The sequence below is a fragment of the Flavobacterium johnsoniae UW101 genome (genome assembly GCF_000016645.1).
GTDB classification, from domain to species: Bacteria; Bacteroidota; Bacteroidia; order Flavobacteriales; family Flavobacteriaceae; genus Flavobacterium; species Flavobacterium johnsoniae.
Map to the genome: position 1 here is coordinate 1,322,504 of NC_009441.1, position 13,489 is coordinate 1,335,992.

15 protein-coding genes and 1 pseudogene are annotated in these 13,489 nt (G+C 32.6%); 6 read left to right on the forward strand and 10 right to left on the reverse strand.

Annotated elements, in window-relative coordinates; translation table 11 throughout:
- The first annotated feature begins 11 nt into the window (after positions 1 to 11).
- From FJOH_RS06080 to FJOH_RS26930, 5 genes and pseudogenes are all read left to right on the forward strand, one after another.
- Positions 12 to 1,361, forward strand: coding sequence for a DUF5689 domain-containing protein (locus FJOH_RS06080; protein WP_012023253.1), 1,350 nt, complete (start codon positions 12 to 14; stop codon positions 1,359 to 1,361).
- Positions 1,362 to 1,487: 126 nt separating this feature from the next.
- Positions 1,488 to 2,345: a hypothetical protein gene (locus FJOH_RS06085; RefSeq protein ID WP_012023254.1), complete on the forward strand. Its 858-nt coding sequence runs from the start codon at positions 1,488 to 1,490 to the stop codon at positions 2,343 to 2,345.
- 147 nt (positions 2,346 to 2,492) lie between these two features.
- Positions 2,493 to 3,722 carry a GTPase HflX gene (hflX, locus tag FJOH_RS06090; protein ID WP_012023255.1) on the forward strand — a complete coding sequence of 410 codons (1,230 nt, stop codon included), beginning with the start codon at positions 2,493 to 2,495 and terminating at the stop codon, positions 3,720 to 3,722.
- A 78-nt stretch (positions 3,723 to 3,800) separates the two neighbouring features.
- A pseudogene (locus FJOH_RS06095) lies at positions 3,801 to 4,385 on the forward strand (zeta toxin family protein).
- Complete coding sequence (locus FJOH_RS26930; RefSeq protein ID WP_165768436.1) at positions 4,372 to 4,527, forward strand: hypothetical protein; 156 nt, start codon at positions 4,372 to 4,374, stop codon at positions 4,525 to 4,527. The pseudogene FJOH_RS06095 and the gene FJOH_RS26930 overlap by 14 nt, the downstream one beginning before the upstream one ends.
- Before the next feature lie 53 nt (positions 4,528 to 4,580).
- Here the strand turns inward: FJOH_RS26930 and FJOH_RS06100 are convergent, their stop codons facing one another.
- The 6 genes from FJOH_RS06100 to FJOH_RS06125 form a co-directional block, all read right to left on the reverse strand.
- Positions 4,581 to 5,531: a DUF3078 domain-containing protein gene (locus FJOH_RS06100; RefSeq protein ID WP_012023256.1), complete on the reverse strand. Its 951-nt coding sequence runs from the start codon at positions 5,529 to 5,531 to the stop codon at positions 4,581 to 4,583.
- Positions 5,532 to 5,608: 77 nt separating this feature from the next.
- Positions 5,609 to 6,118 carry a DUF2480 family protein gene (locus FJOH_RS06105; RefSeq protein WP_012023257.1) on the reverse strand — a complete coding sequence of 170 codons (510 nt, stop codon included), beginning with the start codon at positions 6,116 to 6,118 and terminating at the stop codon, positions 5,609 to 5,611.
- An 82-nt stretch (positions 6,119 to 6,200) separates the two neighbouring features.
- Complete coding sequence (locus tag FJOH_RS06110; protein WP_012023258.1) at positions 6,201 to 6,524, reverse strand: SUF system Fe-S cluster assembly protein; 324 nt, start codon at positions 6,522 to 6,524, stop codon at positions 6,201 to 6,203.
- A gap of 168 nt (positions 6,525 to 6,692) precedes the next feature.
- Positions 6,693 to 7,118 (reverse strand): SufE family protein, encoded by a 426-nt coding sequence (locus FJOH_RS06115; RefSeq protein ID WP_012023259.1) that lies wholly within the window; start codon positions 7,116 to 7,118, stop codon positions 6,693 to 6,695.
- 2 nt (positions 7,119 to 7,120) lie between these two features.
- Positions 7,121 to 7,546, reverse strand: coding sequence for a hypothetical protein (locus tag FJOH_RS06120; RefSeq protein WP_012023260.1), 426 nt, complete (start codon positions 7,544 to 7,546; stop codon positions 7,121 to 7,123).
- A 13-nt stretch (positions 7,547 to 7,559) separates the two neighbouring features.
- The gene (locus tag FJOH_RS06125) at positions 7,560 to 8,774 is read right to left on the reverse strand and encodes an aminotransferase class V-fold PLP-dependent enzyme (protein WP_012023261.1); all 1,215 of its coding nucleotides are present in this window, start codon (positions 8,772 to 8,774) and stop codon (positions 7,560 to 7,562) included.
- A gap of 219 nt (positions 8,775 to 8,993) precedes the next feature.
- On the opposite strand from FJOH_RS06125, the gene FJOH_RS06130 reads away from it, so the two are divergent.
- On the forward strand, positions 8,994 to 10,343 hold the full coding sequence (locus tag FJOH_RS06130; protein WP_012023262.1) for a serine hydrolase domain-containing protein: 1,350 nt from the start codon (positions 8,994 to 8,996) through the stop codon (positions 10,341 to 10,343).
- A 46-nt stretch (positions 10,344 to 10,389) separates the two neighbouring features.
- Here FJOH_RS06130 and sufD read toward each other — a convergent pair whose 3' ends face one another.
- The 4 genes from sufD to FJOH_RS06150 form a co-directional block, all read right to left on the reverse strand.
- Entirely contained in the window at positions 10,390 to 11,706 is a 1,317-nt protein-coding gene (gene sufD / locus FJOH_RS06135) for a Fe-S cluster assembly protein SufD (protein ID WP_012023263.1), read from the reverse strand.
- 117 nt (positions 11,707 to 11,823) lie between these two features.
- Positions 11,824 to 12,192 (reverse strand): four helix bundle protein, encoded by a 369-nt coding sequence (locus FJOH_RS06140; RefSeq protein ID WP_012023264.1) that lies wholly within the window; start codon positions 12,190 to 12,192, stop codon positions 11,824 to 11,826.
- A 50-nt stretch (positions 12,193 to 12,242) separates the two neighbouring features.
- On the reverse strand, positions 12,243 to 12,989 hold the full coding sequence (sufC, locus tag FJOH_RS06145) for a Fe-S cluster assembly ATPase SufC (RefSeq protein WP_008466070.1): 747 nt from the start codon (positions 12,987 to 12,989) through the stop codon (positions 12,243 to 12,245).
- Between the two features lie 11 nt (positions 12,990 to 13,000).
- The gene (locus FJOH_RS06150; protein WP_012023265.1) at positions 13,001 to 13,489 is read right to left on the reverse strand and encodes a flavodoxin family protein; all 489 of its coding nucleotides are present in this window, start codon (positions 13,487 to 13,489) and stop codon (positions 13,001 to 13,003) included.

Sequence of the window (13,489 nt, forward strand, 5' to 3'; positions counted from 1 at the left end):
TTTAATTTGTTATGAAAAACATCGTTTTAAATTTATTTTTTGGAATAGCATTATTGTCTGTCTGCAGCTGTAATAATGAAATAGAAACACCAGTATTAGGCTGTACGCAGCCGGATTTTAAAGTCAATAAAACAGTTGAAAAGGTTTATGAACTTTCGGCAAATACAGCAAAACAATATTTATATGATGACATAATTGAAGCCTACGTTGTTTCAAGTGATGAAGGAGGGAATTTTTTCAAAAGCATATCACTTCAGACAAAAGCCTCAGCAAATAATCCTGCAATTGGTTTTAGTGTTCCTGTAGATGCTTCAAATACATATATTGATTATCGAGTTGGGAATAAAGTATATGTGAAACTTAAAAATCAATTCACAGATTTGTATTATGGTGGATTAAGAATTGGAAGTTTATATGTGAGTAATGCGGGTGATCCAACAGTAGGAAGGATTTCTCAAAATGAATACAAGAATGTTTTAAATGCATCATGTACAATCATTGATGAAAATGAATTATTACAATCTCTTTCTGTAGAAGAAGCACTTTCAGATAATAAATTAAATACTCTAATAGAACTTAATAATGTTGAATTTACCGAAGCAGCATTGGGACGTCATTATTTTGAAGAATCAAATAATGTAGGAGGATCAACAAATTGGTATTTGAGAGATAAAACAGGAAATCAAATTATTTTTAGAACCAGCAGTTATGCAAAATTTGCAGATCATTTTGTTCCTGAAGGAAGCGGAAAAGTAAAAGGAATTCTAACAAAATTTGGTACTGATTATCAATTTATGGTGCGATATGAAAGTGATATTGTAATGAATGGAAAAAGAAATATTCCGTTTTTTGCAGAAGACTTCCAATCGGTTAAAAACAATGTGAATTTTGCTTTGCCGGGATGGAGCAACATTGTAGAAAAAGCATCAAAATTATGGAAAAGCATGGTATATGCCGGAAATGGTTATGCCGAATTTAATACAACAAGTACAACAGCTGCAGAAAATATTGCCTGGTTGGTTTCTCCTAAAATTAATTTAACAGGTTACAAAAATGCGGTGCTTTCTTTTAGAAGTGCTCAGCACGATTTAAAAGTAGATTCTCCATTAAATACGCTGGAAGTATACGTGTCAACAAATTTTGACGGTTCGAGTGTAACGAAAGCAAAATGGACAAAACTTGAAGCAAAAGTTCCAACGCTTTCAAATCCTTCTCGTGAATTTATGAGTTCTGGCGGAATAGATTTATCGGCCTATTCAGGAAATATAAATATTGCTTTTCGATATGTAGGTTCAGGGAAAGATAAAACACTAAATGGGGCTTTTATGGTTGATGATATAAAGATTTTTGGCGAGAAATAAGTGTCGCGTTTTTAAGTGTTTGATTTTTAGTTTTATAAAGATGTTTTTTTGTTTTTTTAAACTTATAATTGTTGATTTCTGACAGAATTTTGTATTTTGGTCATCCCAAATCAATACAAAAACAACATGAAAACCTACTTTATTGCCATCTTAATGATGGTGTTTCCATTCTTGATCCATAGTCAGGACAACGTTAGACTAAAACAGATCAACATTGTAAAAACAAATTACCAAAACTCTAAAGACGGCGAGATTGTTAATAAAACAATGGTTTTTAAAGATGGTAAACTTCAAACGATTACAACTTCAGATGTTGTACAGCATTTCTATTACAACAAAAACGGCCTGTTGGATATGACAGTAAAAGACAAAGTAGGAAGTGACTGGAAAGAAGTAATCAATTATACTTACGATGCTGATAACAATATTATCAAGTTTGTAAAAAAATATCAGGAAGGGCCAAACTATATTACAAAAGTGGTTTCATTCGTTTATGAAGGAGCAAGAGTAAAAGTAACAACCAAAAAGAGTACAAACCACCAGAATTTAGTTGATGATATTGAATATCTGGTTGAAAACGGAATTATTGTAAGACGTACTTCACGCGATAGAAATAAAGCAATTATTGGAAAATTAGAATACGTTTATGTAAATGATAATGTATCTAAACATAAAGGATTGGTTGGAGACAAAATATCTAAATCATATACTTATGATGATAAAAAATCAGTAGATCAATTAATTGTTCAAAGTCTTTTTGGAGATAATTATAAAGTAATTGTTCCAATGATCTCATATCATGAAGATGAATTTGCCTTTGAATCGATTTCATATAATAATGAAGTAAATTTCAGCCCTTCGTCTGCAGCTTTGGTAGCAGTAAGCAGAAAATACAAATACAACAAATTGAATTTCCCAATTTCTTGTTCACAAATTGAAGAAAACGGAATCGTTAAAACAGAAAAAACATTTATTTACGAATAACACTGTTTTTAAATTATACTTTAAACCATTTATAAGTCAAGTTAATGCCTGATTTGTAAATGGTTTATTTTTTTATAGAATTTAAAATTGAAATTCTATAATTGTAGTAGTTTACAAATGATTAAATTTGCAGGATTATTTTAAGATATGCTAGAGAAAGAAGTTATAAATTTTGAGAAAACAGCCATTGTAGGTATTGTAACTCAAAATCAGAGTGAGGAAAAACTTAATGAATATTTAGACGAATTAGAGTTTTTAACTTTTACCGCTGGCGGAGAAGTTATTAAACGTTTTTCGCAGAAAATGGAACGCCCTAATCCGAAGACTTTTGTCGGAACGGGAAAAATAGATGAAATCAATCTTTTTGTAAAAGAAAACAAAATATCGACAGTTATTTTTGATGATGAGCTGACACCTTCTCAGCAAAAAAATATTTCAAGAATTATCGATTGTAAAATCCTTGACAGAACCAATTTGATTTTGGATATTTTTGCGCAGAGAGCCGAAACTTCGTATGCAAGGACACAGGTTGAATTAGCGCAGTGTATTTATTTACTGCCAAGACTTTCTGGTTTATGGACACACCTTGAGCGTCAAAAAGGGGGAATTGGTATGCGTGGTCCCGGTGAAACTGAAATCGAAACAGACAGACGTATTGTTCGTGACCGTATTTCGTTATTGAAAGAGAAAATCAAAACGATCGATAAACAAATGAGCATTCAGCGTAGCAATCGTGGTGCAATGGTTCGTGTGGCACTTGTTGGTTATACCAATGTTGGAAAATCGACTTTGATGAATGCTATTGGAAAAAGTGAGGTCTTTGTTGAAAATAAATTGTTTGCAACTTTAGATACAACCGTTAGAAAAGTTGTAATTAAAAACCTGCCGTTTTTACTTTCGGATACGGTTGGATTTATTAGAAAACTGCCCACTCAATTGGTTGATTCCTTCAAGAGTACACTTGATGAGGTTCGTGAAGCTGATTTACTTTTGCACGTTGTAGATATTTCTCATCCTGATTTCGAAGACCACATTGAATCTGTAAATCAGATTTTACAGGAAATAAAAAGTAATGATAAGCCAACGATTATGGTTTTTAACAAAATCGATGCTTACAAACACCTTACAATTGACGACGATGATTTAATCACCGAAAGAACCAGAAAACACTGGACACTAGACGAATGGAAGCAAACCTGGATGAGTAATGTAGGTCATGATAAAGCATTATTTATCTCGGCAACTCAAAAGGAAAATTTTGAAGAATTTAGAGAAATGGTTTACGAAGCTGTTCGTCAGATTCATATTACCCGATTTCCATATAATAACTTTTTATATCCTGATTATAAGGATGCTATTGAAAAGGAAGAAGAATAAAATAAAAACGGCTTTTGAAATTTCAAAAGCCGTTTTTTTATAAATTAGATTAGAAGTTATATTCTTATCTTTGTAGTAATGAGTAAGAATTTATATATAATTTCAGGCTGTAATGGCGCAGGCAAAACTACTGCTTCTTTTACTATATTACCTGAAGTTTTAGATTGCAGAGAATTTGTAAATGCAGATGAGATTGCAAAAGGTCTTTCCCCATTTCAACCCGAAAAGGTGGCTTTTTAGGCTGGTAGAATAATGCTTCACAGGATAAGTGAGCTTTTAGAAAGTGGCCAGGTATTTGCTTTTGAAACTACACTTGCTACAAAAAGTTATAAATCTAAAATTGCTTTAGCCCAAGAAAAAGGTTATAAAGTTATTCTTTTATTTTTTTGGCTGCAGGATGTTGAACTTGCTATTGAAAGGGTAAAAACAAGAGTTTTGGAAGGAGGCCACAATATTGAAAAAGATGTTATTATACGTAGATATATAAACGGAATAGCAAACTTATTTAATATATATTTGCCAATAGTTGATGAGGTTATGATTTTTGATAATTCATTTGGCAAACCTGAATTGATTGCAGAAAAAATGTTAGATACTGAAATTGATGTAATAAACGAAATGAAATACGATAAACTTAAAAATATCTACAATGAAAACATATAAAAGATCAGCAACACAAACTAAAATTTTGGATGCAATGGATCAGGTTTATGACAAGTTAATTGAATTCAAAAAAAAATCAAATAGTGAGTTGGTTATCATGAAAGATAATAAAATTGTGAAGATAAAACCTAAATCATTATAGAATAAAAAAAGATAAAGCCTCAATTCAATTGAGGCTTTATCTTTTTTTATTTATTAAAATCCAAAATTGATTCCTAAACCAAATACTTCTCTTGTTTGAAGACCTCTAAAAGCATTGTCGTCATAAATGGCTTGGAAAGCTAAATTAGCCGACAAAAACTTGTTTACTTTCATGACAATATTTAAAGAGTAATTGATGTCTACGTTTTGAGGATCTTCCAGATAATTAGAATATAAATTCAGCGTATTTTCGGCAGTTACATTGGTCATAATGGCTAATTTATAATAAACTGAAGCATAAAAACCGAGCTCATATCGCATAGTTTTGCCTTCGTCAACCCCAAAATAATCACCATCTACATAAGGGAGACCAGTAAACCTATCTATACCGCTTGTATAAGCGTTGTCTACAAAAGTGAATTTTGAAGTCAGCGGTGCGAAGTTTATTTTCAGGTTTTCATCTTTAGACCAGTAAATACCAGGTCCAGTGGTAAGATATCCAGGAGACATAAATTTAGTCTGCTCGGTTCTAATTTCTTTGCCGTTGGCATCCTGACCATAAATATAACCCGTTGTAAATTGTGTTCTAAAGTTTAAAAAGAATGAGTAATACCATTCACCGAAAGCTTTTTTTCCAACAATTGAATTAAACTCTAAACGGTCATCAGTCTTTTTTCCAAAATCGGTATTTTTAGTTTGTAGAAGACCGTATGAAGCAAGAATTTTATTATCCCAGGTTACATCGTCTTTTTTGTAGTTAAAGTCATAGTTTATTCCTAAAGTTCCGGAGAAACTATCTTCGCCTCCTGCAATCCAGTTATTAAAGCTGGATTGATTTAATAAAAGTGATACAATTCCTTTTGCTTTCCAGCCTTCTTCTTCGATGGTATCATTGATTTTTTTTACGGCTTTTTCTGTATTTTGAATTAATTCTTTTTCTGAATTTTGTGCCTGAACAATAGCAAAGTTCGCTAAAATGCATAGTAATAACGCCAGCTTTCTCATGGTTGTTTAGTTTAGTGTATTACCAAATATACTAAAAACGAATGGAAAACTAAATGATAATCTCTTGTAATTGCAGGTTATTTCTTAGATTCTTTGTACAAAGGTACTGCAGAACATGCTTCGCCATACATAATACTGCGGGCAAATGGCTGTAAATAGTTTGTAGCCAAAATGTAGGCACGCATTGGAACTGGTTTTCTAGAACAGCCTTTTACAATAACGGGTTTACTTTTGTAAACAGAATAATCTATTTTGCTTAAAATTTCTTCGTAAAGACTTGCATCAAGATCTTCGATAGTTCCGTTAACTACTTTTTTTGCAAAAGGAGCTAAATGAACGCCAACTAAAATTAATGCCCAAGCGGGAATAATGGCATCTGTACTGCAGTGTACAGCAACGTATTGGTCCTGATATTGCGACCAGTCGTGATTTTTAAGATGCTCTCTAAAGTCTTTTTCTTTCAATAAAAATCCTTCCAAAAGCCATTGCGAAATGTCAATCTGCACACGCAAACCTTTTGGATAATAATCCTCAAGATCAAAAACTTCTAAAGCACTATTAGCAACTTTATTGATGATTTCTTCCATTCTTTAAGTCTTAAAGTCAAAGGTCGAAAGTCATAAAGTCTTTTACTTTGGACTTTATGATTTTCAACTTTATGACTATTTTTTAAAGCATTCCTAATTCTAATTTAGCTTCTTCGCTCATTAAATCTTTACTCCAAGGCGGATCGAAAGTAATTTCAACGTCAACATCTTTAATGTTTTCGATTGTTTTTACTTTTTCTTCTACTTCTCTTGGCAAACTTTCTGCAACTGGGCAGTTTGGTGAAGTAAGTGTCATAAGGATTTTTACTTCGTAATCTGTGTTTACCATTACGTCATAAATTAATCCTAATTCGTAAATATCTACAGGAATCTCAGGATCGTAAATGCCTTTTAAAACTCTTACGATTGATTCTCCTAATTCGTTTGTGTCTATTTCTTGTTCCATTGTTTTTTGTTTTTGAACACTAAGTGTTTTTGTTTTTTACCATTAAGACATTAAGAAAATTAAGTTTTGCTTTGTGTCAAAACGGTAAGCTTAATTTACTTTTGACTATTAAGGAAATTAAGCATGTCATCTTTATGAAACTTAATTTCTTAATGGTTTAATTAAAATTTAATTTTTGTTTTTAGCATCAAAAGCCAAAGCGTACATTTTGATGTTTTTTATCATCGAAACCAAACCGTTGGCACGTGTTGCAGATAAATGTTCTTTTAAACCAATCTCGTCTATAAAATCAGTATCAGCTTCTAAGATATCTTTTGCTTTTTGATTAGAGAAAGCACGAATTAAAATCGCGATTATTCCTTTGGTCAAAATAGCATCACTGTCTGCTGTAAAAACAATTTTATCATCGTTTTGTTCACCTTGCAGCCAAACTTTTGACTGACAGCCTTTGATTAAATTATCGTCGGTTTTGTATTCCTCTTTAATTAACGGAAGACTTTTTCCTAGTTCGATGATGTATTCATAACGTTGCATCCAATCATCAAACATTGAAAATTCGTCTATTATTTCGTCTTGTATTTCTTTTATCGTCATAATTATTCTTTAGAAAAATCAACTAATAAATCTACTAGTTTTTTAATTTCTTTTGGTGGAAAACCATTGTCAAAACCTGGTGTTTCGTATGTTTTTCCATCTTTAGTTATTTTTAAATTTCCTATTGCAGCACCATCATAAGTACGTTTGTCTGTTGGCGCTTTTAAGGAAGAAAGACTGTCTAAATTCACTTTTGAATATGCAGAAACAATCTCGCTCCATTTTGCGTCATCAATCTTGCTTTGAACAGCTTCACCGTTACGTTGTTTAACAACAGAAACAGATTTGTCTTGTACTAAAATACTCTTGTAATAACCTCTGGACATTGCAGAATATTCAATTTGAGTTGATGTCATATCTGCTTTTTTTTGACTGCAGCATCCCGTAGCAATAAAAAGTGTCAGGAGCAATAATGATACTATTCGCATATAATTTGTTTTTTTAGCTTAACATAGTTTGTGCTTTCTTAACAGCATCAACCATTTGATCGATTTCTTCTTTTGTATTATAGAAAGAGAAAGAAGCACGAATTGTTCCCGGAATACAGAAGAAATTCATAATTGGCTGTGCACAATGGTGTCCGGTTCTAACGGCAATTCCTAATTTATCTATAATAGAACCAACATCATACGGATGAATTCCATCAATATTAAACGAAACTACAGAAGCTTTATTTTTAGTGTTTCCGTAAATTCGGATACCTTCAATTTCGTTAAGGCGTTTTGTAGCGTGTTCTAACAATTCATTTTCATATTCATGAATTTTATCAAAACCAATCTCGTTTAAATAATCAATTGCAGTTCCTAAAACAATTCCGCCAGCAATATTTGGCGTTCCTGCTTCAAATTTATGAGGAAGATCAGCGTAAGTCGTTTTCTCGAAAGTAACTTCTTTAATCATTTCGCCTCCGCCTTGATAAGGAGGAAGTTTGTTTAACCAAGCTTCTTTTCCATAAAGAATTCCAGTTCCGGTTGGACCGCACATTTTATGACCCGAAAAAGCATAAAAATCACAATCTAATTCCTGAACATCTGGTTTTAAATGTGGAACTGCTTGAGCACCGTCAATTAAAACTGCAGCGCCAACTGCGTGAGCTTTATCAATAATATATTTGATTGGATTAATTACACCCAATGCATTTGAAATATGATTTACGGTAACAATTTTCGTTTTATCAGAAAGCAGTTTATCAAATTCCTCAATGATTAATTCTCCATTGTCATTAATTGGAATAACTTTTAAAACAGCTCCAGTTTTTTCGCATAACATCTGCCAAGGCACAATGTTGCTATGATGTTCCAATGAAGAAACTACAACTTCATCGCCTGGTTTTAAAATCGAAGCAAATCCGTTTGCAACTAAGTTAATTCCGTGAGTTGTTCCCGAAGTAAAAAGTACTTCATGAGCATGTTTTGCGTTGATGTGATCTTTTACTTTTCCGCGAGCAACCTCGTAAGCATCAGTTGCTAACTGGCTCAAAGTGTGAACGCCGCGGTGAATATTGGCGTTGATTTCCTGATAATATTTTACTTCTGCATCAATCACAACTTGTGGTTTTTGCGAAGTAGCTCCGTTGTCGAAATATACTAATGGCTTTCCGTTTACAGTTTGAGAAAGTATCGGGAAATCAGCTCTTATTTTTTGAATATCTAGCATGTCTTATTTAGAAAAAATCTATTTACAAAAGTACTAAAACTAAATTTGTTTATACAGCAATTCTATAATTTCCTTTTATGATACCATTGTTACAGGGCTTAAATGCTGATTCCTTAAAAATCAATTCTGTTTTCTGAATTATCCGAAACAGATTTATAATTTGGGTTCTAAAATCGTGAACATAAATTATTTATATTGCATTAAAAATAACTAACTATCATGAAAAAATTTCTCAAAGTACTTTTGCTTGTTGTGGTTCTTGCTTTTTTATATTTTGGATTTACGACTTATCCAAAGCTTGATTTAATTTCAGGTTTCTCTGCCAAAAGTGTTGCGTCTGGGCATTTTATAGATAATCGCCCGTTGGATTTAATTCAGAAAACCGACAATGATATCAATTTGGTTGACTTGGCTAAAAACTCAATTGATGATGCTGGAAAATATGCCATTTCTTCTGTTTATGGGTTAAAAGAAAGAAAAGCGATTTATCGTGAAGGATTAGGAGCGACTTTGATTAATGATGATTTTGATGTTTCAAAACCGTATCTGCTTCCAAAAAGAACGAAATTAGAAAACAATCTTCCTTTTCCTTATGGAGATAATGAACCAAAAGATACTTCATTTTCTAATGTTGACTATTCGAAACTAAAAAAAGCAGTTGATAATGCTTTTGACAAAACAGGTGGAAGAATTAAAAGAACTCGCGCTGTTGTAGTTTTATATAAAGATAAATTGATTGCCGAAAAATACGATACAGGTTTTAATAAAGATAGTAAAATTCTGGGTTGGTCAATGACAAAAAGTATCACAAGTTCAGCTTTCGGAGTTTTGGCGAAACAAGGGAAAATTGATATTTATAAACCTGCTCCAGTTGTAGAATGGAAAAATGATGAGCGTAAAAATATTACGCTTAACGATTTACTTCATATGAATTCTGGTTTAGAATGGGAAGAAAATTATAGCACAATCTGCGACGCAACAAAAATGCTTTTTCAGGCCGAAGATATGGGTAAAGTGCAATTGGATAAACCAGCACAATTTAAACCCAACACACATTGGAATTATTCGTCGGGAACAACCAATTTATTATCCCTGATTTTAAGAAGACAGTTTAAAACCCAACAAGAATATCTTGATTTTTGGTACAGCGCTGTAATCGATAAAATCGGAATGAACTCGATGATTGTGGAACAAGATATGTCGGGAACTTTTGTAGGTTCGTCTTACGGGTGGGCAACACCAAGAGACTGGTCAAAATTTGGATTGTTATATCTTCATAAAGGAAACTGGAATGGCGAACAAATTCTTGACGAAAGTTGGGTAAAATATACTGCAACTCCAACAAATACTTCTGATGGAAAATATGGGGCGCAATTTTGGTTAAACGCTGGAGGGAAATTTCCAGATGTTCCTAGAGATATGTTTTATTGCAGTGGTTATCAAGGTCAAATGGTGGCGATTATTCCGTCAAAAGATATGGTAATCGTGAGAATGGGAGTAAGAGAAGAAGAACCGGGATTTGATTTTAATGGGTTTTTGAAAGAAGTGATTGCTTCTATTGGGAAATAGGTTTAACCGCAATCCCGATAGCTATCGGGATTGCGGTTAAGAATATCTACAAATCAAATCCTAAATTCACGCCCAATTTCGTAGCAATGATTTTAGTAATTCTTTGTTTTAATTCAGGTATTTTGATGCTTTCGATAACGGCATTTGAGAATGCGTACATCAATAAAGCTTTAGCTTCTTTTTTCGGGATTCCGCGTGACTGCATGTAGAACATTGCTGTTTCATCCAATTGTCCAACTGTACATCCGTGAGAACATTTTACGTCATCAGCGAAAATCTCTAATTGAGGTTTTGCGTTGATTGTAGCTTTATCACTCAACAAAATGTTGTTGCTTTTTTGGAAAGCATTTGTTTTTTGAGCTTCTTTTTCTACCAAAACTTTTCCGTTGAAAACTCCTGTTGAACGATCAGAAAAAATTCCTTTATAATCTTGGAAACTTTCGCAGTTTGGTTGTGCGTGGTTTACCAAAGTATAGTGATCAACGTGTTGTTTGTCATTTAAGATCGAAATTCCGTTTAACGTACTTGTTAATCTTTCTCCGTAGTGGTAAAAGTTTAAATTGTTACGTGTCAAGTTTCCTCCGAATGAGAATGTATGAACAGAAGCGTGACTTTCTTGTTGTTGTGAAACGTAAGTGTTGTCAATTAAATTCGCTTCGTTATTATCATTTTGAATTTTATAATAATCAACAATGGCACGTTTTTGAGCAAAAATCTCAGTAACAGAGTTTGTTAAAACTGGATTTTCGTTCAAACTTTGGTGACGCTCGATAATTTGAACATGTGAATTTTCACCCACAATAACCAAATTTCTTGGCTGAACCATTAATGCAGCTTCATTTCCTGTTGAGAAATACATAATCTCAATTGGTTTGTCAGCCACTTTTTTCTTCGGAATATTGATAAAAGCACCTTCAATTGCAAAAGCAGTATTCAATGAGGTCAAGCTGTCATCTTTACTTGCAATTTGGTTGAAATAGGTATCAATAACCATTTTATATTTTGGTTTGGTCAATGCCGATGACATCAAGCAAACATCGATTCCGTCATGCGTTGTAGAAGACAAATGCGAACTGAAAACGCCATCGATAAATACTAATTTGTAAGTATCAATTTCGTGTAAAAAGTATTTTTTTACCTGATTGAATTCGATTGCATTTTCCTGCTTAGGAAAAACCGTAAAGTCATTTTTTAAGATGGCATTTAGCGATGTATATTTCCAAGCTTCTTCTTTTTTGGTTGGGAAACCTTTATTTTCGAAGTTTTTTAAAGCATTTGTGCGTATGTCATGTAAATCTGAATGTACATCGACACGCTCTTCAAAAGCCATAAAAGACGATACTAATTTTTCTTTTAAATCCATTGTTCTTTTTAGTCTTAAAGTCGAAAGTCGAAAGTCGAAAGACTTTGGATTGTCGACTGTTTTGCCAAAAGGTTAAAAATTTAAAGCATAAAGTTTGAGACTTTATGACTTTCGACTTTATGACTTTGGGCTCAAATATTTAATGAAACCGCTTAATAGTTTCGATATTTCTGTTATCGATTCTAAAAGCATTTCAAATTCTTCTTTTATAATATATTCTAAATCAAAAGCTAAATATAATTGAGATCTTACTTCTCCTGCGGATGCTTTGGCTACATATAAAAAGTAAATAAACTCTTTGTCTGTATTTCTCTCAAAACCTTCTGCTATATTTGACGATATAGAAAGTGATGCGCGTCTTATTTGTCTAACAAAATCAAAGTCTTTTTTGAAATTAGAATTTTCGGTAATCAAATATATTTTCTTATTGAAGATTCGAGATTTTTGCCAAGAATTTATTTCCTCAAAAGATTTGAACTTACTCATATTGTATTTCCGACTTTACGACTTTCGACTTTCGACTTTACGACTTAGAATTAGTTTTCTGCCTTTATCCAGTCGTATCCTTTTTCTTCTAATTCGTATGCTAATTCTTTTCCGCCAGATTTTACGATTCTTCCGTTGTAAAGAACGTGAACGAAATCAGGAACGATATAATCTAACAAACGCTGGTAGTGCGTGATAACAATGATTGCGTTTTTGTCGCTTTTTAATTTGTTTACACCATTTGCAACGATTCTTAAAGCATCGATATCAAGACCAGAATCTGTTTCGTCAAGGATAGCTAATTTTGGCTCTAACATTGCCATTTGGAAAATTTCGTTTCTTTTTTTCTCTCCTCCAGAAAAACCTTCGTTTAAAGAACGAGAAAGAAATTTACGATCGATTTCTAATAACTCAGATTTCTCACGAATAACTTTCAACATTTCGTTTGCAGGCATTTCTTCCTGACCATTTGCTTTACGAGTTTCGTTGATAGCAGTTTTCATAAAGTTAGTTACACTAACTCCAGGAATTTCTACCGGATATTGAAAAGAAAGGAAAACACCTTTGTGTGCTCTCTCCTCAGGAGCTAAATCTGCAAGATCTTCTCCATCAAGGATAACCTCTCCATCTGTAACTTCATAATTTTCATTTCCTGCAATAACAGCAGAAAGCGTACTTTTTCCAGAACCGTTTGGTCCCATGATGGCGTGTACTTCACCAGCTTTTACTTCTATGTTAATTCCTTTAAGGATTTCTTTATCACCAATTGCGGCGTGAAGGTTTTTTATTGATAACATTGTTTTTTATTTTATATAAATGTCAATTCTATTTTTGTTGTTTGGTTTAGAACATTGGCATTAAAATGCGCATGTCCTAAATATTCCATGCCTAAATAATCAGACGTTTTTTTGAACGGAATGTAAAAACTGTCTTCAATTATATTGTCGTGTGAATTTGATATCACTCCAATTTTCTTTCCTCTCAGCTTTCTTCCTGTTTCTTTTTCAATTCGAATTAAATCTGAAAACCGATCGAAAAAGACTTTTAAAATCCCGCTCATATTATACCAATAAACAGGCGTTGCAAAAATAAGAGTGTCATATTTTTCGATAATTCCTCTAATTAAAGGCAAAAAATCATCGTCTATATTTTTGCTTTCGTAATCATAATACGAAATATTATAATCACTTAAATTAACTACATCAATGTTGTGTTCTTTTGAAAGAACATCTACAATTTTTGTTGTATTTCCGTTTTTTCTGGAAGAACCTAAAATGATGACTTTTTTATTTTCCAT

Excerpts from the sequence above, each read along its gene's own strand:
- FJOH_RS06125 (WP_012023261.1), bottom strand. The coding sequence starts at position 8,774 with ATGCTAGATATTCAAAAAATAAGAGCTGATTTCCCGATACTTTCTCAA.
- FJOH_RS06100 (WP_012023256.1), bottom strand. The coding sequence starts at position 5,531 with ATGAGAAAGCTGGCGTTATTACTATGCATTTTAGCGAACTTTGCTATT.
- sufD (WP_012023263.1), bottom strand. The coding sequence starts at position 11,706 with ATGGATTTAAAAGAAAAATTAGTATCGTCTTTTATGGCTTTTGAAGAG.
- FJOH_RS06085 (WP_012023254.1), top strand. The coding sequence starts at position 1,488 with ATGAAAACCTACTTTATTGCCATCTTAATGATGGTGTTTCCATTCTTG.
- hflX (WP_012023255.1), top strand. The coding sequence starts at position 2,493 with ATGCTAGAGAAAGAAGTTATAAATTTTGAGAAAACAGCCATTGTAGGT.
- FJOH_RS06150 (WP_012023265.1), bottom strand. The coding sequence starts at position 13,489 with ATGGAAAATAAAAAAGTCATCATTTTAGGTTCTTCCAGAAAAAACGGA.
- sufC (WP_008466070.1), bottom strand. The coding sequence starts at position 12,989 with ATGTTATCAATAAAAAACCTTCACGCCGCAATTGGTGATAAAGAAATC.
- FJOH_RS06130 (WP_012023262.1), top strand. The coding sequence starts at position 8,994 with ATGAAAAAATTTCTCAAAGTACTTTTGCTTGTTGTGGTTCTTGCTTTT.
- FJOH_RS06115 (WP_012023259.1), bottom strand. The coding sequence starts at position 7,118 with ATGACGATAAAAGAAATACAAGACGAAATAATAGACGAATTTTCAATG.
- FJOH_RS06110 (WP_012023258.1), bottom strand. The coding sequence starts at position 6,524 with ATGGAACAAGAAATAGACACAAACGAATTAGGAGAATCAATCGTAAGA.
- FJOH_RS06105 (WP_012023257.1), bottom strand. The coding sequence starts at position 6,118 with ATGGAAGAAATCATCAATAAAGTTGCTAATAGTGCTTTAGAAGTTTTT.
- FJOH_RS06120 (WP_012023260.1), bottom strand. The coding sequence starts at position 7,546 with ATGCGAATAGTATCATTATTGCTCCTGACACTTTTTATTGCTACGGGA.
- FJOH_RS26930 (WP_165768436.1), top strand. The coding sequence starts at position 4,372 with ATGAAAACATATAAAAGATCAGCAACACAAACTAAAATTTTGGATGCA.
- FJOH_RS06080 (WP_012023253.1), top strand. The coding sequence starts at position 12 with ATGAAAAACATCGTTTTAAATTTATTTTTTGGAATAGCATTATTGTCT.
- FJOH_RS06140 (WP_012023264.1), bottom strand. The coding sequence starts at position 12,192 with ATGAGTAAGTTCAAATCTTTTGAGGAAATAAATTCTTGGCAAAAATCT.